Source organism: Fundicoccus sp. Sow4_H7 (genome assembly GCF_052115865.1).
Taxonomy (GTDB): domain Bacteria; phylum Bacillota; class Bacilli; order Lactobacillales; family Aerococcaceae; genus Fundicoccus_A.
This window is the reverse complement of record NZ_JBQKME010000015.1, coordinates 26,222-48,564: the sequence shown is the minus strand read 5'-3', so window position 1 is coordinate 48,564 and position 22,343 is coordinate 26,222. Positions and strand designations below refer to the sequence as shown.

Annotated in this window: 16 protein-coding genes and 5 pseudogenes; 5 read left to right on the top strand and 16 right to left on the bottom strand. The window is 38.2% G+C overall.

Annotated elements, in window-relative coordinates; all coding sequences use genetic code 11:
* Positions 1-690: pseudogene (locus ACTQ54_RS11415) on the bottom strand (ISL3 family transposase); the annotation flags it as partial.
* A 221-nt stretch (positions 691-911) separates the two neighbouring features.
* Between ACTQ54_RS11415 and ACTQ54_RS11410 the strand changes: the two are divergent.
* On the top strand, positions 912-1,145 hold the full coding sequence (locus ACTQ54_RS11410; RefSeq protein WP_441756991.1) for a DUF1294 domain-containing protein: 234 nt from the start codon (positions 912-914) through the stop codon (positions 1,143-1,145).
* On the opposite strand, the gene ACTQ54_RS11405 is transcribed toward ACTQ54_RS11410, so the two are convergent.
* The 8 genes and pseudogenes from ACTQ54_RS11405 to ACTQ54_RS11370 form a co-directional block, all read right to left on the bottom strand.
* Complete coding sequence (locus ACTQ54_RS11405) at positions 1,142-3,511, bottom strand: glycoside hydrolase family 3 protein (RefSeq protein WP_441756989.1); 2,370 nt, start codon at positions 3,509-3,511, stop codon at positions 1,142-1,144. The genes ACTQ54_RS11410 and ACTQ54_RS11405 overlap by 4 nt on opposite strands.
* 32 nt (positions 3,512-3,543) lie before the next feature.
* Entirely contained in the window at positions 3,544-4,287 is a 744-nt protein-coding gene (locus ACTQ54_RS11400) for a helix-turn-helix transcriptional regulator (RefSeq protein ID WP_441756987.1), read from the bottom strand.
* Between the two features lie 36 nt (positions 4,288-4,323).
* Positions 4,324-6,654 carry a carbohydrate binding domain-containing protein gene (locus tag ACTQ54_RS11395; RefSeq protein ID WP_441756985.1) on the bottom strand — a complete coding sequence of 777 codons (2,331 nt, stop codon included), beginning with the start codon at positions 6,652-6,654 and terminating at the stop codon, positions 4,324-4,326.
* 29 nt (positions 6,655-6,683) lie between these two features.
* A complete protein-coding gene (locus ACTQ54_RS11390) occupies positions 6,684-7,523 on the bottom strand; it encodes a carbohydrate ABC transporter permease (RefSeq protein ID WP_441756983.1) in 840 nt (279 codons plus the stop codon).
* Positions 7,520-8,479 (bottom strand): carbohydrate ABC transporter permease, encoded by a 960-nt coding sequence (locus ACTQ54_RS11385; RefSeq protein ID WP_441756981.1) that lies wholly within the window; start codon positions 8,477-8,479, stop codon positions 7,520-7,522. Before ACTQ54_RS11385 ends, ACTQ54_RS11390 begins: the two co-directional genes overlap by 4 nt.
* Positions 8,480-8,560: 81 nt before the next feature.
* Positions 8,561-9,925, bottom strand: a complete 1,365-nt coding sequence (locus ACTQ54_RS11380; RefSeq protein WP_441756979.1) for a carbohydrate ABC transporter substrate-binding protein — start codon at positions 9,923-9,925, stop codon at positions 8,561-8,563.
* 360 nt (positions 9,926-10,285) lie between these two features.
* Positions 10,286-10,699: a prolyl oligopeptidase family serine peptidase gene (locus ACTQ54_RS11375; RefSeq protein WP_441756978.1), complete on the bottom strand. Its 414-nt coding sequence runs from the start codon at positions 10,697-10,699 to the stop codon at positions 10,286-10,288.
* Between the two features lie 65 nt (positions 10,700-10,764).
* A pseudogene (locus tag ACTQ54_RS11370) lies at positions 10,765-11,876 on the bottom strand (IS3 family transposase).
* Between the two features lie 159 nt (positions 11,877-12,035).
* Between ACTQ54_RS11370 and ACTQ54_RS11365 the strand changes: the two are divergent.
* Together ACTQ54_RS11365 and ACTQ54_RS11360 are read left to right on the top strand one after the other, a co-directional pair.
* Positions 12,036-13,130 (top strand): annotated as a pseudogene (locus tag ACTQ54_RS11365) (IS30 family transposase).
* Between the two features lie 366 nt (positions 13,131-13,496).
* Positions 13,497-13,679: pseudogene (locus ACTQ54_RS11360) on the top strand (NUDIX domain-containing protein); the annotation flags it as partial.
* Positions 13,680-13,910: 231 nt separating this feature from the next.
* Here the strand turns inward: ACTQ54_RS11360 and ACTQ54_RS11355 are convergent.
* On the bottom strand, positions 13,911-14,306 hold the full coding sequence (locus tag ACTQ54_RS11355) for a hypothetical protein (protein ID WP_441756976.1): 396 nt from the start codon (positions 14,304-14,306) through the stop codon (positions 13,911-13,913).
* 83 nt (positions 14,307-14,389) lie between these two features.
* Between ACTQ54_RS11355 and ACTQ54_RS11350 the strand changes: the two genes are divergently transcribed.
* Both ACTQ54_RS11350 and ACTQ54_RS11345 read left to right on the top strand, forming a co-directional pair.
* Positions 14,390-14,641 (top strand): DUF1294 domain-containing protein, encoded by a 252-nt coding sequence (locus ACTQ54_RS11350; RefSeq protein ID WP_441756974.1) that lies wholly within the window; start codon positions 14,390-14,392, stop codon positions 14,639-14,641.
* 87 nt (positions 14,642-14,728) lie between these two features.
* Positions 14,729-15,646: a nuclease-related domain-containing protein gene (locus ACTQ54_RS11345; protein ID WP_441756972.1), complete on the top strand. Its 918-nt coding sequence runs from the start codon at positions 14,729-14,731 to the stop codon at positions 15,644-15,646.
* Between the two features lie 452 nt (positions 15,647-16,098).
* Here the strand turns inward: ACTQ54_RS11345 and ACTQ54_RS11340 are convergent.
* The 6 genes and pseudogenes from ACTQ54_RS11340 to ACTQ54_RS11315 form a co-directional block, all read right to left on the bottom strand.
* Positions 16,099-16,555, bottom strand: a pseudogene (locus tag ACTQ54_RS11340) (HIT family protein).
* 121 nt (positions 16,556-16,676) lie between these two features.
* The gene (locus ACTQ54_RS11335) at positions 16,677-17,975 is read right to left on the bottom strand and encodes a CehA/McbA family metallohydrolase (RefSeq protein WP_441756970.1); all 1,299 of its coding nucleotides are present in this window, start codon (positions 17,973-17,975) and stop codon (positions 16,677-16,679) included.
* 55 nt (positions 17,976-18,030) lie between these two features.
* Positions 18,031-18,939 carry a carbohydrate ABC transporter permease gene (locus ACTQ54_RS11330; RefSeq protein ID WP_441756969.1) on the bottom strand — a complete coding sequence of 303 codons (909 nt, stop codon included), beginning with the start codon at positions 18,937-18,939 and terminating at the stop codon, positions 18,031-18,033.
* On the bottom strand, positions 18,939-19,835 hold the full coding sequence (locus tag ACTQ54_RS11325) for an ABC transporter permease subunit (RefSeq protein WP_441756967.1): 897 nt from the start codon (positions 19,833-19,835) through the stop codon (positions 18,939-18,941). The genes ACTQ54_RS11330 and ACTQ54_RS11325 overlap by 1 nt, the downstream gene beginning before the upstream one ends.
* Positions 19,836-19,856: 21 nt before the next feature.
* Positions 19,857-21,221 (bottom strand): ABC transporter substrate-binding protein, encoded by a 1,365-nt coding sequence (locus ACTQ54_RS11320; RefSeq protein ID WP_441756965.1) that lies wholly within the window; start codon positions 21,219-21,221, stop codon positions 19,857-19,859.
* A 27-nt stretch (positions 21,222-21,248) separates the two neighbouring features.
* A complete protein-coding gene (locus ACTQ54_RS11315) occupies positions 21,249-22,328 on the bottom strand; it encodes an ABC transporter ATP-binding protein (protein ID WP_441756963.1) in 1,080 nt (359 codons plus the stop codon).
* Between the last annotated feature and the right edge of the window lie 15 nt (positions 22,329-22,343).

Genomic DNA, 22,343 nt, shown 5'->3' with positions numbered 1-22,343 from the left:
TTTCGTCCGTACACTATTCATGAACTGTGTGCGATACTTATTGAGTTCTCGACTAATGGCTTGAATGATATGAAAAGGATCGATCATAATTTTGGCTTTTGGGAACCAGCGTTGAATAATGTCCATATAAGGTTCATACATATCAATTGTAATGGTCTTAACCTTCCTTCTCACTTTGAGTGGATAGCGACAAAAATAAGCAGATAACGATCTCTTCTTACGATCCTCAACGACATCAACCACTTGATGCGTTACAGGATCTGACATGATAAAACTCATCGCTGCATCTACTGAGCGTACATTCTTGAATTCATCAAAGGATAAATGTTCTGGTAAGTCATGAGTAGGTCTAACACGTATAGCAGAAGCCGTTTGTTTAATCACTCGACGAACAGTATGAGTCGAAACAAAAGTATCTTGAGCAATCATTGTGTCAGTTTGAACACGTGTGCTCAAGTCCACAATCTTTTGTTTAACGCCGTTTGAAATGAAACAATGTTTTGCGACAACCGTCGTTTTAGCTGTAAAATTTTGTCCACATTCTCTGCAAGAAAAGCGTTGCTTCTTAAGCTTCAAATAAGCTGGCATAGCTGAGATTGTATTTAGAGTGATACGTGAATCTGTTCGATAGCCATTTTTAACGACTTGAAAGGCATTGTTTTTAATCCCACAACACTCACAAGCTTTAGGTGTATAGGATAATTTTCCTTAGTAGATAAGGGATAAACGGCCGTTAACTTTCACCTCATCAACTTTTTCAGTATCAATTGTAATATTTGGGTCTTTCAATTGTAGTGTTTTTTCGATAAAATGATTCATGCGTAGATATCCCCCTTATGTTATTTGGTCGTACTTTTAATATAATGGATATCTGCGTTTTTGTATAGAAACAAAGATGAGGTTGATGACAAATTTTATTCATCAACCTCATTTATTTTAGAACCGATAAATATAAAGCCAAGCATAACCAAAGACGCATACAAAATCGCACCTTGTTAAGCTTGGCTTTTATTGGCGGTTCCATCGGAGGACTCATCGCTATGTATGTATTTAGACATAAAACCAAACAAATGGCTTTTGTGGTAGGAATACCCCTGATGCTTGTCATACAAATTGTCTTAACAGGGATATTTATTTATCTTTAGCCCTTTACTTTTTGAATTAGGTTTAGGATATTGAGGACCGAATGTTGCACTTCAGCCAATGTTATCCCCTCAGGATGCTCTAAGGACTCGATTAAAGAAGTGTCATTCTCCTTCGTTAAAGGATTTAAGCCGCCTGGCATTAGAATATCGACTTGAGCACGAATCCGATACGCATTATTGTGAAGATGCTCAAAGTTTGGATCTTGCGAGTTTCTCATCCACCAATCAGAAACAACGCAACCTTGAAAACCCCATTCTTCCCTCAAGATTGTCGTAGCCAAGTCATAATGATAGTGAGCCCAAATGCCATTAATCTTGTTGTAAGAAGTCATAATGGCGTAAGGTTGCGATTCTTTGACACAAATTTCAAAACCTTTTAAATAGATCTCCCTGAATGCACGTTCCGATACCCGAGAATCGTTATAATTCCGATTCGTTTCTTGGTTATTACAAGCAAAATGTTTTGGACAAGCGGATATATTATTGGCTTGTATCCCTTGTACATAGCTGGCTGCCATTTTTCCGGTTAAATAAGGATCTTCAGAGTAATACTCAAAATTACGCCCACCTAATGGATTGCGATGAATATTCATGCCGGGAGCAAGGATCATATCTGAACCAAGATCAATCAGTTCAATCCCAAATTCCTCACCTACATGTTTAATTAAATCTAAATTCCAAGTGCTAGCAAAAGCCGTACCACACGGTAATAATGAAGCGTAATAATTCAGTCGAATACCTGCTGGACCATCAGTTGTAATGAATGGTGGAATTCCTTTTTCTCGCAGCGATTCTACCGTGCCGCCTAACATACCCGCATTTCCTTTTGGTCCATGAGGACTGTTCATCGGTCCTTCGCCTCTCGTAATGGCATCCAATTCTTGATTGGACAAGGACTGAATAAGTTCTGACATAGTCTTTTCTGTATTTAAGAAGGGACGTTGATCATCCACTTCTTCTATTGTGTCTAAGTGACGTTCAATACGATCTTTGACTGGGATATGTTGTAGGGTAACGGCTTTATAGCTTTTAACTAATTTCCCATCTTTCGTATCCGCCACTAAACGATCAAATGATTGCACTGGGGCTGATATTTGATTCAATTTTTCTACCACTACTAAATCATCTAAGTTAGCAAAACCAACTTCTTGCAAGTTAGATAGACTATCACCCACAAAGAAACGATAGTCGCCTGCTTCTAGCACATAGCTGAAAGGATGACCTGTTATTCCACTATCATCATAAGAAACTAATTCTTTAAGGTTAAAAATGAAATCTATTTCTTGCGAATCATTCGGCTTTAACAAGTCCGTTTTATCAAATCGAATTAAGTTACGACTTGGTTTCCCTAAATGACCTTGAGGCGGTTGATAATAAACTTGAAGGACTTCTTTCCCAGCAATATCCCCTATATTAGTTACCTTGGTATGGATATGAATATGATTGCCATCCATCCGATACTCTGATTCATGCTCAAACTCGGTATAACTTAAACCATAACCAAAGGGGTAAAGCACTTTTTCAGGATGAAACGTTTCGAAATAACGATAACCGACATAAATATCTTCAACATACTCAACATATTCTTCCAAACCAAATTGGTTTGCACTAGGATAATCTTCATAATTAATCGCAATAGTATCAGGTAACTTAGCACTAGGAGTCATATCTCCGACAAGGATATCAGCAATTGCATTCCCACTTTCCATACCACCTTGCCAAGCCAATAAAATGGCTGAAAAAGAATATCTTAGCGTCCAAGATAAATCAATCACATTCCCACTGTTAATAATTAAAATGACTTTTTCGAACTGAGACGTAACCTTCTCGATTAATTTTTCTTCTTTTTGCGTTAAATAATAACTTCCAGCTTCCAACACATTTTCACGGTCTTCCCCCGCTGCACGTCCAATGACTAAAATAGCAACCTCCGATTGATTACGCGCTTGCGCGATATCTTCATCAGATAGTACCATTTCTTCTAAAAAGCGAGGCCAATGTCCCCAAACATGGTCTTCAGTCACATGATTTGCCGAAAACTCTTGATACGCTTCAATCAACGGTTCATAAAGCTTAACGGATTTTTCTTTTAAACCCTCAACCACATTAACTAAGTAAGGCGGATTAACCTCCCCACCGGAACCATAACCGACATAAAAATAATCCAGTTGAGAACGGCCAAAAACCGAAAGTCGAGTATTCTCCTGTAAAGGCAATACACCATCATTTTCCAAAAGGACAATACTCTCTGCGGCAACTTGTCTTAGTAACTGAGACATTTTAGGACGAATCGTCTTCGTACCTAAAATGCCATCTTTAATATTAATGTGTTGAACTAATTCACTTACATTATCTGTATTTGTCATTAGCTTCCTCCGACTACAAATGAATTTCAATTTTATTGTTCAATTGTCATGTAATATTTGTCTCTATATTTTTTAGGTGTCATTCCAACAAACTCTTTAAACTGTTTAATAAAATGGCTTTGTGAAGAAAAGGAAAATTTATTCGCAATGTCTAAAATTGATTCATCTGAAAACCTCAATAGATTCATCGATAATTTTATCTTTTGATGATTAATATATTTACTGATTGATATACCCATTTCGGCTTTAAATAAGCGTGATAAGTAACTAGCACTCACATTTAACTCGATGGCAATATCTTCGACAAGTATACGTTCTTGAATATGTCCGTAAATATAGTTGTTACATTCAGTGATATGTTTCGATACTGTATTGCTACTTTTAATTAATCGCATTTTGTTGGTAAAATCCAGCACCATTTCTTCATGTAGTTGGTGAACCTCTTGAACCGTATGCAAATTATCGAGTTTTTGAATATAGTAATCACTTAAGCGAAAAGCTCTTTCTATTTCCATGCCAGCTTTACTACAATATCTTGTAATCATTGCGATAGCGATGACGAAGTGATACTTAACATTGACCGTATTATTTTTAGATAGCTTTCCGAATCCTCTAGCTTCAGCAAACTGATTTTCACGTAAATTTTCATTTACTACACTCAAATTACCTTCAGCCACTGCTTTAAAGAACAAATATTCCTCTGATAATTTGCGATGCTTCATCCCAAGCTCGGAAAAATCCGGTTCAATTATCCACTTATCATTTAATAGTTTCACAAGTCCTCACCCCAATATTAAACCATTTACTAAATCTTAATTAACTTCCTCTAAATAAATATCATCGATCACGACACGGTGTTCGGTAGCTATTTGAACCCCATCAACGGCACCTAATGAAATACTTAGGAGTGCATTAAGATCATCCGCTTCTTCCATTGTAAATTCATAACTCACTTCTTGATAGTCTGTTGAAACAGGAATAATCTGTTCAGCTAAATAAGCCATCCAGTTATCATCTACTTTGCCATCTCTTTGCAAGGCATACATAATATTCCGTTCAAGACTACTCTTCACTTTGAAACTCAATCGATAAGTCTTCCCTTTTAATAATGGGATATTCTCTTGTATTAATTGAATTTTCCATGCTTGATCGCTTGTATCATAAATAGTGAAATCTACTGCATTTTCTTCACTTAAACTATCAACAACCACGGAAGCGTTCGCCGAACTATCAATAAATGGATTAAAACCAGTCAATCCAGCATTAAAACTACCATTTTTGATTAGGAGATTCTCTTGTACTTTAACATTATCGAGACGAATCGCTTCATTATTATTAAATTCAAATGTTAAATCGGTATTTTCTAGTTGCTCTGACGATAAGGTGAAGGTTTCACGATATACATTTAGCCCTTCCTCAACAGGAATCAATAATGCTAAGTCGCCAATTGTCACAATTAACTCAAATTCTCCATTAGATTCTAACTCAAACGATAATTCATATTCAATATCTTTAGCCAATGGTAATCCTTCTTGAAACAAAATATGTGGATTATTATCATTAGAGCCCTCAACGATTAATCGTCTTCCATCTTCTAGAGATGATACGGCTTGGGTTAAATCATCCGCTTGCCATTGCCAAAAACCTAGGCGGTTTTCTCCCTCTTGGAATTGTCCGTTATAAACATGGTTGCCATTTGATAAAACTGATTTAGTTGTGCTTGATTCAACCTCAGCTAAACGCTCTACTCGCACATCTGTTAAATAAATGTTTGAGGATGCGTTGACATTACCAAAATTAAATTCTAATCTTCCATTTTCATCAGAAGCTTGATTCATCGTAAATTCATATTCAAATACAGTTGGTTCCGTATTTAATTCAAAGGTTTGATCCTCTAAATATCGAATATAGCCATTATCTGGACCGGTTACTGCAACGCGACCCATGCGCGCTTCATCACTCCAAGCATTAAAGGTCACACGGTATTGGTAATTTTGTTCTAATGGTAACTGTGCGTGGACTAATTGTACACTATAATCGACTTCACCGGCAGCTTCTGTTTCAATAACTAATTGTTCTTGGAAAATTTCAGCATTGGCGATGCCTCCTTGAGTAGTTAAAAAGACCCAATTTGCATCATCATCCAATGCTTCAACTTCCATAAACTCCCCGTTAACAATATAATTACCTGTTTCATCGGCTTCTCTTGCCTTAAACGTTTGATTTGGTTTCATTACATTTTCATCATAATTATCCTGTTGATACACACGAACATAATCAATAGCGTATGATTGAGTTTCAAATTCCGTTGAATCATCTGGATATCCAACCCAACTTCCGCCAATGGCTAAATTAAAAATCACATAGAATTCGGAATCAAATGGTGCTGGATAAGTAATTTCACCTTGTCCTTCTGTTCTAGTGTACCATTCACTTTCAGTATGAATTAAATTTCCATCGACAAACCAATTAATCTTTCCAGGTAACCATTCTAATGCGAATACATGGTATTCTTCACTGAAGTCTCCATCTTCCAATTGAAATTGACCTTGGCTTTCACGGTGTGGATTTCCATAATGAATCGTCCCATAACTTTTTGTCGTATTACTTCCATGGATTTCCATAATATCAATTTCCCCGCTACGAGGCCATTGTCCGTATAAGTTTTCATCTGCAGACATTAGCCAAAACGCTGGTAAATAACCTTGACCTTTGGGTACCTTCACTCGGGCTTCAAAGAAACCATATTTAAAATTATGTTTGTTTTGTGTATTCACTCGACCAGAGTAATAGTAATCTTGACCATCAATGGTTTCCTTAACGGGTTGTATGACTAAATTGCCATCATTTATCTGTAATACTGATTCGTTATCGATATATTCTTGCCATTCTTCATTAACCCACCCAGGTTGATGCAATTCGACATTCCAATCATCGCGATTTAAAGTATCCTCTTCGAATTCATCATTCCAAACTTGTTGATAGCGATCGGTATCCACACCTGTATCTTGGTAATCTTCTAAGTATTCACTTTCAATACCAGAAGATTCATTGGCAAAAATGAATCGAATATCGCTAGCTGTACCCCATACTAAAATAAATACTGCTATTAAAGAAAAAAACTTTTTAATAATCTCTTTCATTAAATCCATACTCCTTTATAATAAATCAGTTATTCTTTAACACTCCCTAAAGTTACACCTGCAATAATATACTTAGATAACAATAAGTAAACAACGACGATAGGAATAATAGCCACGACTATCATCATGTAAACTTTCGCCATATCAAAGTTCATAAAATCAGCCCCACGTAAGGTTGCGATTAAAACTGGCACTGTCATTTTGTCTTTTGAATTGATAATCAATGCAGGAATAAAGTAGTTATTCCATGAACCAACAAAGACAAAGATGGCTTGAACGGCAATGGCTGGCTTCATTATCGGTAACACTATCTGATTAAAAATAGCAAATTCACCACAGCCATCAATCCGTGCAGCTTCTACAACTGAGATTGACAAGGATGCTTGTAGGTAACTATACATAAAATAAAAAACAGCTGGAGAAGCAATCGATGGCAAGATTAATGGCCATAACGTATCATCCATATTCAAGTTTGTAACTAAACGCAAGAACCCCATAGCTGTCACTTGTGTTGGCATAACTAAAATAGCCATAATAAACGAAAAGGCCAATTTTTTTAGTTTAAAGTCATAACGATAAATACCATACGCGGTTAATGCTGAAAAGTAGGTACAAAGGACAGCAACAGCAGAAGAAACATAAATACTATTGGCAATTCCTCTAAACATTGGAAATGTTCCATCTGTCGCAACTTTCCTCAAGTTTTCCATAAAGTATTTTCCTGGTAAGGCTGAAAATCCTTTTTGTAAATCTGCATGTGATTGTGTTGAACTAATTAATAAGATATAAAATGAAAATAAACATAAAATGGATAAGATAATTAACACCATATATCTGAAAATCGAACTGATCAGTTTATTCTGTTTCATTTTTTCAACACTCCTTTTTTACGATTTCGTTTTACCTTTTCTCGCATCATCCCAGTTGGATCACGCTCTTCAAGCATTTTATAAACGAAATAACATAAAACCCCACTTACAATAAATAAATACACCGATAAAGCCCCAGCCATCCCATAGTTACGGCTTTTTAAATGGCTATTTAAAAACATGATCAACGTCATGGAGGTTCTATTAGGTGACCCTTGTCCATTGGTTAATATTTGTGGGACATCAAACATTTGTAAACCACCGATAATCGCTGTAATTAGGGTATACGCTAAAATCGGACGAATCATTGGTAAGGTAATGTGAATGAATTTTTGAATAGGAGTACAACCATCCATCTCAGCCGATTCAAATATTTCTTCATTGATCCCTTGAATCGCCGCCATCAGTAAAATAGCCGTATTTCCAAACCACATTAAAAAGTTCATAAAAGCAATCATACCTCTTGTGCCAAAAGGAGTTCCTAAAAAATCAATTTTTTTAGAAATCCAACCTAAATTCATCAAGATTGAGTTCACTGGCCCATTAGTCGAAAATAAAGCAAAGAACATCATGGCAAAAGCTGAAGCCATAATTAAGTTTGGCAAATACATAACTACTTTGAAAAATTGTAGACCTTTTATTTTTATTCGTTTATCTGTAAACCAAACAGCTAGAACCAGTGCAACTACAATTTGAGGAACAAAGCCTAGTAACCAAAGAATCAAAGTATTCCCTGCATAACGTAACATATCTGATTCCAATAACGATTTATAATTCGCTAAACCTACAAAGTTTGGTCCAATTTGACGCAAGCCTGAACTAAAATATTCATAAAAACTAAATCTTACGGTATCCAAAAGAGGGATAAATGAAAAAATAAAATAAGTAATAAAGAACGGTAGTATGAATAGATAACCCCATTTTGAATAGCTGACTAATTTTCCACTTCGTTTCATCTTAATTCTCCTTCATAAAATAAAGCGAAGTAATCAAGGATTGACTGTTTACTTCGCTTTAATAGTTGCTATTGAGTTAAACTATTCTGGCCATATAACTTCTGTAATTTCAGGGTGACGTTCTTTCACCGCGATTTCAAAGTTTTGTTTTGCTTCTTCGAATGTTACTTGACCTTGGAAGTAGTCACCAAATGCTGCTTGAATTTCTTCCACACACGCTTGGTCATAAGCAGACAATGGCGCTACTTTAATGTTTTCAGCTACTGGTGTGAAGTAAGTAAATGGATTTTGTCCACCTAAGAATTCATGAGCAAATGTTTCGTCTTGAGCTACTTCATTCATTCCACTAATCGTATTCGTAAAGTCTAAGTATTCTTTCGAAATCTTCAATAAATTATCTTTATTTCCAGTTAATTCCATGATAATCTCTTTCGCATGTTCCGCATTGTCGGTTCCTCTTGCTGCATGAATGTATGAACCACCCCAGTTATATTCTTGAGGAGGCGTTGTAACTGCCCAAGAACCTGCGTCACCATCCCAGTTAGGTTTTAACACAAAGTCAATCCCCCAAGCCGGGAATAAGAAAGCAAAGGATTTGGATTGAGAACCCATTGCTTTGTTCCAGTCATCATTCCATTGAGCTTTTACCGTTTCATCAAAATAACCAGCTTCCAGCATTTCTTTAGAATCATTGACCCAATCAAGTATTTTTTGGTCGACATTAATGACAGTTGAATCCGCTTCTACCCAAGGGCGTTCAATCGCATTTCCATATAAACGGAATGTATCAGCATAAGATGAGAATACAAAATAACCTTTCGCTTTTAATTCTTCTGCCGTTTCTTTTAAGACATCCCAATTCTCAGTCTTTTTAGCAATTTCTTCTGGATCATCTGTTCCAAAGGCATCGATAGCAATATCACGACGATAAACAAGTAAGCCTGGTGTTCCTTGCCAAGTAGAGCCTCTTTGTACACCACTTTGGTCAGAAGGAGTCACTTTTGCAAACTCAAATTGGTCAGCTAAATCAGTATCAGGAGCAATTCCAAGTTCAGTCAAAGGGACTGCAATATCGACAAGTTCATCGACATATTTATTCACGTAGTCTGTTTCAGATAGGAAGATATCAACTTTTTCATCTGCAGAAGCATCCGCTTGTCTTAATAGGGCTTCGTCCAATTTTTGTTGGTAAACGCCGTCTTGATTTGGGTTGATAATCCAATGTATTTCTGTTCCATCCGTTAATTTTGTCACTGTCCCATCGTCTGATGTACTTTCTACCTTTGAATATACAGCTGTTACACGATCTCTAAACTCTGTATTCCACGAATAGATGTTGATTATTTTTCCTTCTTCAGCAATTACTTTAACTAAAGAAGCTGCCGATGATAACAAAGCTGAACTAAGTAACAATGCCAACCCACTTTTTGCCCAAAACTTTCTCATAAAACTCCTCCTTAAATTTGACATATTATTAATGTCATTTGGTATTTAAATCATAACAATATCAAAATGATTGCGTTACCAAATCAATGACAATAATAGTAGATTCATGACCAAAATTAAGGTGCTTTTTTACACTTTTTATAGTGAATTCTGTACTATTATGCCTATATTGATTACAAGGTAATAACTAAAGATAGGCAAAAAAGCGAACATTCAGTGATAGCGTTTAGAACGAACTGACAGATCAAGGCATGAGAGCTTCAGGACGGTTCCACAATTACTGAATGTTCGAAATGTTTAAGTGGAAAAAATTATTAAAATATGCCTCGCATAACCATCATGTTTATCATATAAATATCTCTATTTTTCATAGTCATTCCTTGCTGGCAATTTTAATGCAAATCTTTTTAATAACCAGCGGTCTAATAGATCCATCCATTTTGCGACATTAAAATTAATCATGGACTGTGCATTCGCTGACAATTGTGTAGAAACACTTAAGCCATGCAGGCCTTCTTCAAAAATATGACAAGAAAATGCTATTCCTTCTTTAGCTAAAGCGTTAGCCATTAGCGTCGTTTGTTGAATTGGTACGGGTTGATCCTCGAATGTTGACCATAAAAACATGGGTGGTGTGTGTTGGTTGACTAAACGCGCTGGACTAGCAAGTAATAACGTTTCATTATCGAGTTCTTCCGTGCCAAATAAAACGGTACACGATTTATTAAAGAAAGTCCTTCCTTCTGGCGTTTTTAAAGTTACATCATCCCGCATTTCAAAATAGTCAGAGATTGGGTAACCTGTAATGACTGGATTGTCAACACTAAATCAAACAAATATTATAAGGTCTGTAATCGGTATTCCACAGGGCTTTTATAACCAAGCCTCCCGTGGATTCTAATATTGTTAAACCAATTTACATAATCATTTAATTCACGTTCTAGCTGATCAAGACTGCTAAAACATGCACCGTTTGTGAATTCAGTTTTCACGACCTTGAACATCGCTTCGGCCACTGCATTGTCGTAAGGGCATCCTTTTATACTCAACGAGCGTTGAATGCCGAACGTTTCTAATGCATCATCAATCAATTGATTTTTAAATTCGCTTCCGCGATCTGTGTGAAACGTTTCTATCAGATGTAATGGTCTTGAAATGCTTGATAATGCTTTGTATACCAGCTTTGCTGTCTTGTTCGCTCCAGCGCTGTGACCAATAATTTCGCGATTAAAAAGGTCGACAAATAAACACACGTAATTCCATTTTCCATTCACACGTACATAAGTTAAATCGCTAACGACCACAGCTAATTCTGCCTGGTGATTAAAAACTCTATTAAGAATGTTTTTTACTGGCTCTTCTTTTACTTTGGACTTAAATGGCTTGAACTGAGCAACTGTGTAACTTGATACGAGTCCTTCTTCTTTCATGATTCGGCCGATGCGGCGTCTGGAAACCGTTAGCCCTTTCTTTTCAAGTTCAATTTTAATTTTTCTCGTGCCATAATTATCGCGGCTTTCTTTAAAGACCTTGATAATCTCTTTATTTAAAGTGTCGTTCTCTGATTCTTTTTTGGATTCATAATAGTAGGTACTTCTAGCGATTCCAAGGACTTCGCACATTGCTGATACCGAGTATTTGTGAGCGTTGTTACGGATTACATCTACTTTCGTCCCATGTTCAGCGCGGCTTGCTTTAAAATATCATTCTCCATCATTAGACGTTGATTTTCTTTGCGAAGCTTGATTAATTCCTCTTCTTCCGGGGTGCGATTATCTTTTTCTTTGAAAGAGCCAGATGCTTAGCTTTGTTTCACCCATTTATCAAATGCAGAGGCTGTAAGATCATATTCACGTATAATGTCTGCACGTGGTTTTACGCTTTCATAAAGGCGCACTACTTGTCTTTTAAATTCTGGAGTGAACGTTCTGCGTACTCTTTTTTCGGTCATGGTAGATTCTCTCCGTTTCAGGTTCTTTTGTTTCATTCTACTAGACCTTAATTTTACTGTCTAACTTAGTGTAGCCTATTCACTAAATAAAAAAACGCCATGTGAATTTCATGTTATTATTGAAGTTACCACACACTCAATAGATAAGGATGAAATCACATGACGTATACTAATATTAGCACATCATCACATAAAGGCAAACATCTCACCTATGAAGAACGGTGTCAAATTTCAATTTTGGTACATGAAAACTATTCAAATCGTCACATTGCTCAATCCATTGAACGTGCCCCACAAACAATCAACAATGAAATAAATCGTGGGACAATTCGTCAAATCCGTCGTCAAAAACAAGGGGGTAAAGTTTATACTTACACCTACCAAGTTTACGACCCAAACCTTGCTCAATCACGCTATGAAGACTTACGTAAAAATTCAGGTAGACGTCCTAAATGGGTTGATTCCACTGACTTTATTGATTGGGCTGATCAAAAGATGTTAGAAGATGGATGATCTCCCGATACGGTTGTGGGTTTTGCGAATCGTTATAACTTATTCGCAAACGAACTAATTCCTTGTACCACTACTTTATACCACTGGATTGATAGTGGTATTATGCGGACTAAAAATATCGACTTATTAGAGAAACTTTCTCGTAAGATAAAGAACCCTAGTCAAAAAGTTCATCGTAATAAGCGAGTGCTTGGAACTTCCATTGAAGAACGCCCTCAATCAATTGATATTCGAGAAACATTTGGTCATTGGGAAATCGACACCGTTATAGGGAATAAGACAAAATCCGAACCGGTATTACTCACGCTCGTTGAAAGACAAACACGCTTTGAAGTCATTCTAAAAATTGACGGAAAAGATGCTGAATCAGTCGATAAAGCAGTGACGAATTTGAAAGAACGAGCAGGTGATCAGTTTGAGTCTATCTTTAAGAGTATCACATCAGATAACGGTTCAGAATTTTCAGGACTCCACGAAGGGTTATCTGAGGCATTAGATGTCTACTTTACGCATCCCTATGCCTCTTGGGAGAGAGGAACGAGTGAGAATCAACATAAATTCATTCGTCGTTTCATTCCAAAAGGTAACTCTATGAGTGACTTAACTCAAAGGGATTGTTTGAGAATTCAACAATGGATGAATGATTATCCTAGGAAAATATTAGGTTATCAAACACCTCATGAAGTCATTACTAAAGCCTTCAAAAAAGCAAGACAAGAGGAAGGTTTCGTCAGTGCTTGACAACGAACCTCCTTCGGCATGACTGAAAGTCTGGGAAGCTGGCTGAGGCCAGCCTTGGAATGACCCTATCATGCCCCAGCTCATTATCAAGCACTGACTAGATAGACCAATACAGTAAGTTAGTACGTAACACATTGTTTACGATAAGTGGCTAACTTCAACTTGAAATTTCCATAAATCATTTTCTAAAACGATTCAAAACTTTTGGTAAAATAGAATAAAGGAAGCTAATGCATGGAATATTGGGATTTGTTTAATGAAAAATGTCAATTATTTTCTGAAAAACATCAAGACACCGAAATGATGCCCGATGGCTTATTTCATTTAGCCATTACTTTATTCATTTAGCATCGGGATAGAGCTGTTTTACTCATACAACGTAGTAGTCACAAAAGTCTTTTTCCTAGCAAATGGGAAGCAACCATTAGTGGGCGTGTGCAAACAGCTGAGGATTATTTAACGAGATCTCAACGAGAATTGGCGGAAGAATTGAACTTAACCATCGATGATATTTATTTGATAGATTCAGTTGTAGATCAGAAATTTTAGATAATTATTTACAATTTGTATGCAAAGGTAGATGTGCCGCACGATTCCATTGTATTTAACAAAGCGGAAATCGATGCTTAACGTTGGGTGTCGGTTGAGGAAATGTTAGCCTTGATTCAAAAGCAAAGGATTATTGAATATAGCCAGCAGGATTTCGAGAAGTATCCTTTTGAGTTTCAATACTAATATAATAATAAACACGTCTAGTCTCACTAAACGTGTTCTTACTAATCATATCCTAATCGTCACTTCAAATCTTTCCTTACAGGTCGGGCAAACTACCGTGTGTGTTCCTGTTTTTCTTGGCAGTCTCAAGGTTTTGTGACATTCAGGGCATTCGCGGTAGCGGTGGCTACGAATATCGCGGGCTTTTCTAACCCACAGTTGCTTTAAAAATTTATTTTTTATCATCAAATATTTTTGATTTTCCTGTTGTCTGCCAGTGATATTTTTTGAAAATATCCTGTAAGTCATCCAAGCGAGTAAGGCGATGGAGGCGATATTTATTAGAGGTGTTTGTAAAAATAATTGAATAAATTGCAATAGGACAAAGACGACGGCGAGAGCGGTGTAAAGTTGATCGATGCCGTAGCGGCCGGCCATCAATCGGTTTATTTTGTTTAACATGGGCATTCCTTTCTGAGCGCGTTTCCGCTATTATAACAAAGAAGTATTAATTTTATATAAACTTTTCGTTTGGAGGTCCATTCATGATCCATTACCTCTTCCTAATAAATATCACTGCTTTTGCCTTTTTCTGCTTTGATAAAAATCGTGCGCGGCGAGCTGGCTGGCGCGTGCCCAATGCACGGCTAATGGCGTTGGCCGTTGTCGGTGGTTCGCTAGGTGCTTTGCTGGGCATGTATCTCTTTCGCCATAAAACGCAGCAAAAATTGTTCACGGTGGGAGTGCCGGTAGTGATGGTGGTGCAGATATTGATAGTTATTTGGTTTTTTAGATAATTAAATTTTTGTTAAGATTCGTCGATTCCAAAGATAAAATAATGGAATCGGCGTTTTTTTACGTATTTATGTATAGGAGGTGATTCATTGGAAAAAACAAGTCAACATAAAATTTTTAAGTATATGAGTGCTCGAGGCATGTTGCTTGATAGGGAGCTGGTACGCAAACTGAATAATCTTGATAGTGGCTATGCAGGGGAAATGGAGTTTGTTCAATGGTTCGATCGCTACCATTCTGGTCAATGGAAATTGGTGAGAGATTACTGGTTTGATATGGGAAGCCAGATGCAGATTGATGATATTTTAATTGGAGATCTGCGTTGGATTGTGGTCGACGTGAAGAATTATCACGGATTATTTAAGTATGAAAATAGTGTGTGCTCCTTGAATGGGCAAGCTTTTGATAGTGATATTTTTGCAACATTAGATATGAAAACACAGCGGGTTCGTCGGCTTGTTAGTGAGGTTCATCGTGATATAGTAGTGGATTCAGCAATGATATTTATTGGGGAGCATTGCCAGTTGATGCTGGACTGTATGCCGAAGGCTAAGGTGGTGCAGCGGAACCAGCTGAAGCGATTCCTGGAAGGCTTGGAGTACGTGGAACCGATGCGGCCGTGGCTGGAAAATAAGATTTCAAGTCAGCTGGAATTTTATCGCTGTGCGCCGCGGTTGCCGGATGTGGCGCTGGAGCCAGACCAGTTTGAAAAGTTGAAGAAAGGGGTATGGTGTGCGGGGTGTGGTGGGTGGAATGTGGGCGATGTTGGTAAGCGGTGGATTCGCTGTTTAGATTGCGAGGCGAAGGACACTGTAGGTCGTGTCGTGTGTCGGCTTGCGGTTGAAATTCGATATTTGTTTTACTATCATCCTAAGATGGTGACGACAGCGAATGTGTATGAGTTATGCGGAGGGAAGATTGCTCGGAGGACAATACAGAAGTACCTAGGTCTAAAATTTAATCTTATTAGAAAAAGCAATAAAAGTTTTTATGAAATAAAGATTTAAGCTAATCTATTATGGTTAATTTTGCTTCGATTAGTCATATGTTTTGGTTTTTAAGTGGTGAGGTAAGATATGCAGGCACATATGGCTTGGGATATGCCACCGAGGCACGCGCGCAGGCACATACGACTTGGGATGTGCCACCGAGGGGCGCGCGCAGGCACATTCGGATTGGGGTATGCCACCGACAGGCGCGTGCAGGCACATACGGATTGGGGTATGCCACCGAGGAGCGCGCGCAGGCACATTCGGATTGGGGTATGCCACCGAGGAGCGCGCGCAGGCACATTCGGATTGGGGTATGCCACCGTGGGGCGCGCGCAGGCACATTCGGATTGGGATATGCCGGCTAACTTTTGAGGTTTTGTGGCCAGTGAAACAGAAGTACGGCCAACTCCAGTTAATTTATGGCCAGTAAAATAATTACAATCGTGAATTTCATTTAATTATTACTCTCAATCAAAATCATAATTCTCCTCCAAATACTTAGCAATACCATTTCGCAAGGCATCGTGCTTTTCTGGGGCATAGGCGGTTGCTTCATTGGTCCAATTCGATGGATCATATTCCAAACCGGCATTTTCCGATGCCTTCCTCTTTTCAGTCATATCTAGGAAAAATATGCGCATGGTGAAAGTTGTCGGTATTGCCCAAAATATCATAATTAACGCGCAAGGGCTGGCAGACAGCAATCAGGGCGTCGCCTACAACAGACATATCCAATAAATATCGCTGCCGCTCGTCGAAAGATTAATCATTGAGCGCGTTCACTTCTCTTTTTGGCAACAGCACACAGTAGCCAGGCAAAAATTGCACATCACCAAAAGCTACATAACCACCCTTCAACTCCTTAATCATCATGGGATTCGTCCCATTAATAGCTGAAGCAATTCGATTTCCATACCATTTCATCACAGCCACTCCTCTACATTTGCTCCATTATAACAAAAGATTCAACTTTTAATAAATATCACACTAACCAAAAAGCAGAAGCCATAGCACCTCAGCTAAGTCCACTGCATCAACCGTCCAGCTATCTTCTCACATAAATCGGGTTCGATACCAGTAACAAATTCCCTTCCAATCCTTGGATGGTAAACAAACTTCCGACGTCCCAGACTTCTAGGCGAAGGAACTTACGATCCTTCATCACTTCTTTCAAGCCCCATTCCTTAGTATCTTCTGCCATATCAAAAACCTGTGTCTCAACATCATCAATTACCTTAACACGGTTACCTTTCTTCAAATGGCGCAAAATAACCGACACGGTTTCTTCAGAAGAAGTCACACCACCAAGGTTAACCCCGTCACTACTTACCATCTCCAACTCAATCCCGTTGACATTATTAGTTATGTAGGCTGCGCTAGCTTTCAAAGCAGCGAGCACATCGGTACGGCTATTTGACCGAGAAAAAATATGGGTTGTTGGTGACCCCAAAGAATGCAGTTGGTCAAAGCGGTGGAAATCACTACCACCAACCGCTGGAATGCGCCGCCCTTTGACTAACTCTTGATGCCACCACTCAATGGCGCGAGCATTGGCTCTAGGATCGGACCCACCATTCCAGATTTCAATCGTATCGAAATCAACATCCAACGTCCAGTTCCAAGGCACATTCGTACAGAACGGATGATTAACCACAAACAATGCCCCAGCATCCTTTCCTTTTTGAATCATGGCATGCAGTGCATCATCTGTTTCAGTCGCAAAAGATGGAGCCAAAGGACGGTCAAGATTTATAAAGTTGCCGTGGCCATTATACTGCGTCCACTCCACCCCCGGAATCACCGTCAAGTCAGCATCGCTCAAATAGCCGGCTTCAGGATGGTAATTATTATGATCCGTCATCACAATAAAATCTAAGCCCATATCTTTAGCCACTTCTACTAAGGTCGTCGTCCGCAATTGCCCGTCAGAAGCCGTGGTGTGCATGTGCAAATCCCCTTTGTACCAGCGATATTTTTTGGGGTGGGTTTTAAAAGAATATTCGACTTCGATGCCTGCTTCAGGAATTTTATAGGCACCGACCAAAATCGTCCATGTTCCTTTCATGGTCTGCAATTTGTCAAAACCGACCGAACTCTTTCTTTCAGAGAAAAATAAATACTGGCGATTTGAGCCCGACGAGCCAAGAAATTGCCCATTGGGTCCAATAATTGAAAAATCAATTATGGCATTTTCACTCTCATAAACCGTATCATCCACCACCGTTTCAACCCGGCGATCATACTCATACCAAATTTCCAACAACTCTATATCTTCCACTTGAAATTCCAAAGGAAGATACAAGCCTTCCTGGTCTTTTGCAATTTTAAATACAATATTTTCCATTTTTTCCTCCTTGTAAGCAAACACCACACTCAACAAAGAGTGTGGCGATATTTATTTAACCTTTCACTGACCCAATAATGGTTCCGCTGACGAGGTAGCGTTGGGCGAAAACATAGGCAATCAGTAGCGGTATCGTTGAAATGACAATCGCTGCCATAATGGCATTGGGAGGAACAAATTCACTTCCGGACACCGAGCTACTATTGAACACTAGGTTGCGAAGCACCATGGGTAGGGTGTATTTATTTTGATCAGTAATAATCGTCACCGGAATCATCAAGCTGTTCCACTTACCAACAAAGGCGATAAAACTCACCGTTGCAATTCCAGGCTTCGACAGAGGCAAGTAAATTCGTGTAAATATCTTGAATTCACCGGTATTATCAATCATAGCCGCTTCAGACAAGCTTTTCGGCACTGATTCAAAGTAATTATTGAGTAAAATAATACTTAAACCTGAAACCAGACCATTGATAATGAGACCGGAATAAGTATTCAACAAACCGAGATTTCGATTTAAAGTATAAATTGAAACTAGCGTTAATTCACCGGGAATCATCATGGTAATCATAATAAAGCTGATGATAAAGCGTCTAAATGGCAAGTCTTTTTTCATTAAAATATAGGCGGTAATGGCTGACAGAAAAGTTTGCAGACCGGCACCGACAACAGAAACAAATAATGAGTTTAAGAAGGGTTGCCATAATTTTGCTCGTTGCCAAATATAAGAAAAACCTTCGGTTGAGAATTCCTTAGGGTAAATCGAAATCCCCGGCGACATCGACGCTTGCCGACTCGAAAAGGCAATGGATAGCACATTCAGAAATGGCACAATCATCGAAACAGTCAACAAAATCAACATGACGATATTTAATAGCTTGATTGAAGGAGTCAATTGATTCCGATTCCGCTTGGGCGAACGTTTAGAAATCCGCGACGGGCTCAATACAGCAGGCATTTTCATTAAACTTCATCCTTCCTTTCAAGTAAATATCTCAATCCTAACGTCACGACCATGGTCAAGACTAAAACGATCACCGAAGCCGCTGTCGCAATGCCGACATTAAATGCTTCAATACCATTTTCGTAAATATACAATATAGGCGACCGTGTCTTTTCGATAATCGCAGGGTTCCCCATGACAAATATTTGGTCAAAGTTTGTAAATAAGCCCATAATACTCAAAACCAATACCGTCTTCATCGTTGGCACCATTTCAGGCAAGACAAGACGCCGAATTTGCTTAAAACGCGAAGCTCCATCAATTTGGGCTGCTTCAAAAATATTGGGATTAATCGCTACAATACTGGTTAAAAAGAGGACGGCATAGTAACCTAAATCTTTCCAAACACCGGTTAGGATCATAATCCATCTGCCGTAACTTTGCTTGGTCATAAACAAGGTAGGAGAACTTTGTCCTAACATATTTAAAATCCCATTTAATAAACCATTCGGACTTAAAATAAAGACCCAAATACCACCTACGATGGTCCATGACAGCAAATAGGGAATATAAGTCGAGGTTTGAACAAGTGTCTTTTGCCATTTCGTATTCAATTCATTGATCCCAATGGCAACAATGACGCCTCCTAGGAAAATCAATATCCATTTACCTAACCCTATCCATAACGCATTCCAAATTGATTGACGGAACTTTGCATCACCTAGTACTTCTTGATAGTTTTCACGACCAACAAAAACAGATCGACCAGAAAGTTTTACTTCATTAAAACTTTGGATAATTCCCATAATAAGCGGTGAATAGGAAAAGACGACAAAATATAATAGAATGGGTAAAAGCATGAGGTAGATAAAGCGATATTTTTTTATCCTTTTCCACGTATTTTTCTTCTTTTTCATTTCACACCTTCTTATGATTTATTAGTCAATGATACCTGCATCTTTTAAAGCTTGTTGCATTTGAGCTAATCCTTCTTCAACCGTGATTTCACCCGATACGATGTTTAATGCACCTTGACCAACGATCTCCATATATTCTGCTGATTCTGGCAAGTACTCTTCTGTTGAAGCAAATTGTAAGAATTCCATGGCTTCGTCTACACCTGGGTTAAATGGAAGTGGCGCTTCGAATTGTTCTGAAATGGGGAATGGCGCACCGTGGTCTTTAGCGTGTAATTCACCTTGTTCCGTTAGCACATATTCGCCATCTTCTAAGTTATAGTCATAGCCTTCTGCACCCAGCGATAACAAGATACCACCTTCTTGAGTAGCGAATGCTTCTAGAACTTTGATTGCACCTTCAACATTATCCGATGTAGTTGGCACACCCCATAATGAAGCAGCTCCACGGTGTAACATATAATCGCCATCAGGATTTGTTGTACCACCATAAGGTATAGCTTCAAAATTATCTGGATAATCAGCAGCAGCGTTAGCATTGTATAAACCTGTCCATGCAGCCCAGTCAACGACTAAACCAGTTTGGCTTGATTGGAATTTATTTCTTAATTCGGCCGTTGTATCGGTTAAACTAGCCGGGTCTAATAATTCTTCTTCATATAAAGTACGTAGCCATTCCCAAACTGGAGCAGACTCATCTGAAACGATTGGTACAGTCCGATTGCCGTTTTCGTCTACAACAATCCCTGTTTTCAAGCCTTGACTAGCAAACCAAGGTTGTACATCATTTAATGTACTTAATACGATATTGATTGGGTAGAAACCTTCAATATCTACTTTTTCTTTCATATCAGTAAATAAATTATAATAACCTTCTAAAGTTTCTTCCTGTAAGTCTTCAACACCATATTCCGTCATAATGGCTTGGTTAATATTGGGTAAACGGTGTACTTCTTTTTTGTTAAATCCAGCATAGATTTTGCCATCTAAAGTGATATTTTCCCACTCTTCTGCTGCAATGATACTTGTGTCAGATAAAATTTCTGAACCTTGGATATATTCAGTAATATCCATGATCCCTTCTTGTTCCACTAAATCAGCCATTGAATCTTGACCGAAGTAAATTAAGTCTAAGCCTTCGCCACCATTGGCTAATTTTTGTAATAATACTGTTCCATAATCATTGGCAGGTTTTTCCATGTTAATCGTAAGACCCGTTAAGGCTTCAAGTTCAGCAACGAAAGCTTCCATGTCCGCTTCGTCTTTACCACCTGTTACGTTTGTTAAAATATCAACTGTATTATCTTCTTGAGCCAATACTTGCATTGGAGCAGATAAAACAGCTAGAAGTGATAGGGCAACCGCAGATTGTTTCAATAATTTCATTTTAAAATCTCCTTAATATGTTGTTTTTTAAATTCTAATACCATTTTCTGAAATAAATAAATAAAGCTTTTCAGAATTGAATTGTAGTCGATAACTTTTTTCACGATCTAATCGATTGGATACATTACTTTTGACAACTAATTCTCCTTGTGGCGTATTAAAATAAATAATGTTTTCTGAGCCCAAGTACTCAATGAGTTCTGGCTCTAAGCCATTTTCTTGTTCAACCAATAGGATATCTTCGGGGCGGATGCCAACTATCACCTCCTTTCCTAAGAAGTCTTTAGCTTTAGTTGCTAAAGTTTCAGGTATTTGGATGATAGCATCGTCAATTTGAACAGTAGCATCACTGTTTAATTGACAACGTAACAAGTTCATTGAAGGTGTTCCGATGAAATTTGCTACAAAAGTGTTGCTTGGGTCTTGATAAATTTCTTCAGGCGTCCCCACTTGTTGTATAACACCTTGGTTCATCACCACAATTTTGTCACCTAAAGTCATGGCTTCAATTTGATCATGAGTAACATAGATCATGGTGGCATCAAGACGCTTATGTAAATCTGATATTAATTTACGGGTTTGAACACGTAAGCGCGCATCTAAGTTAGACAATGGCTCATCCAATAAAAATACCTTTGGATTTTTAACTAAGGCTCTTCCTAATGCCACACGTTGTCTTTGTCCACCGGACAGTTGTTTAGGGAGTCGCCCTTTTAAGTTACCTAACTCTAAAACATCTAAGGAATATTCAATTTTTTCATTGATGACAGCTTGTTTTAGTTTGGTGTTTTCTAAACCAAAACTAAGGTTCTCTGCTACCGACATGTGTGGGTATAAAGCGTAATCTTGGAAAACCATCGCAATCTCACGTTTACTCACTTCTACTTCATTGATAACTTTGCCGTCTAAAACAATCTCACCTTCATCAATTTCCTCCAAACCTGCGATCATACGTAATAAAGTCGACTTACCACAGCCAGAAGGACCTACAAAAACTACTAATTCACCTTTATCAACCGATAAATTGGCAGCATTAACCGCATAGTTTTCATTGTCTTGGTTGTCATAGAAAATTTTAGAAACGCCTTTAAACTCCAAATAAGTCATTTTCTCTCTCCCATC

What these genes read in the sequence shown, in the direction of transcription:
- ACTQ54_RS11405 (WP_441756989.1), bottom strand. Translation starts at nt 3,511, where the DNA reads ATGACAAATACAGATAATGTAAGTGAATTAGTTCAACACATTAATATT.
- ACTQ54_RS11385 (WP_441756981.1), bottom strand. Translation starts at nt 8,479, where the DNA reads ATGAAACGAAGTGGAAAATTAGTCAGCTATTCAAAATGGGGTTATCTA.
- ACTQ54_RS11390 (WP_441756983.1), bottom strand. Translation starts at nt 7,523, where the DNA reads ATGAAACAGAATAAACTGATCAGTTCGATTTTCAGATATATGGTGTTA.
- ACTQ54_RS11380 (WP_441756979.1), bottom strand. Translation starts at nt 9,925, where the DNA reads ATGAGAAAGTTTTGGGCAAAAAGTGGGTTGGCATTGTTACTTAGTTCA.
- ACTQ54_RS11335 (WP_441756970.1), bottom strand. Translation starts at nt 17,975, where the DNA reads ATGGAAAATATTGTATTTAAAATTGCAAAAGACCAGGAAGGCTTGTAT.
- ACTQ54_RS11330 (WP_441756969.1), bottom strand. Translation starts at nt 18,939, where the DNA reads ATGAAAATGCCTGCTGTATTGAGCCCGTCGCGGATTTCTAAACGTTCG.
- ACTQ54_RS11355 (WP_441756976.1), bottom strand. Translation starts at nt 14,306, where the DNA reads ATGTTAAACAAAATAAACCGATTGATGGCCGGCCGCTACGGCATCGAT.
- ACTQ54_RS11375 (WP_441756978.1), bottom strand. Translation starts at nt 10,699, where the DNA reads ATGCGGGATGATGTAACTTTAAAAACGCCAGAAGGAAGGACTTTCTTT.
- ACTQ54_RS11320 (WP_441756965.1), bottom strand. Translation starts at nt 21,221, where the DNA reads ATGAAATTATTGAAACAATCTGCGGTTGCCCTATCACTTCTAGCTGTT.
- ACTQ54_RS11325 (WP_441756967.1), bottom strand. Translation starts at nt 19,835, where the DNA reads ATGAAAAAGAAGAAAAATACGTGGAAAAGGATAAAAAAATATCGCTTT.
- ACTQ54_RS11395 (WP_441756985.1), bottom strand. Translation starts at nt 6,654, where the DNA reads ATGAAAGAGATTATTAAAAAGTTTTTTTCTTTAATAGCAGTATTTATT.
- ACTQ54_RS11350 (WP_441756974.1), top strand. Translation starts at nt 14,390, where the DNA reads ATGATCCATTACCTCTTCCTAATAAATATCACTGCTTTTGCCTTTTTC.
- ACTQ54_RS11315 (WP_441756963.1), bottom strand. Translation starts at nt 22,328, where the DNA reads ATGACTTATTTGGAGTTTAAAGGCGTTTCTAAAATTTTCTATGACAAC.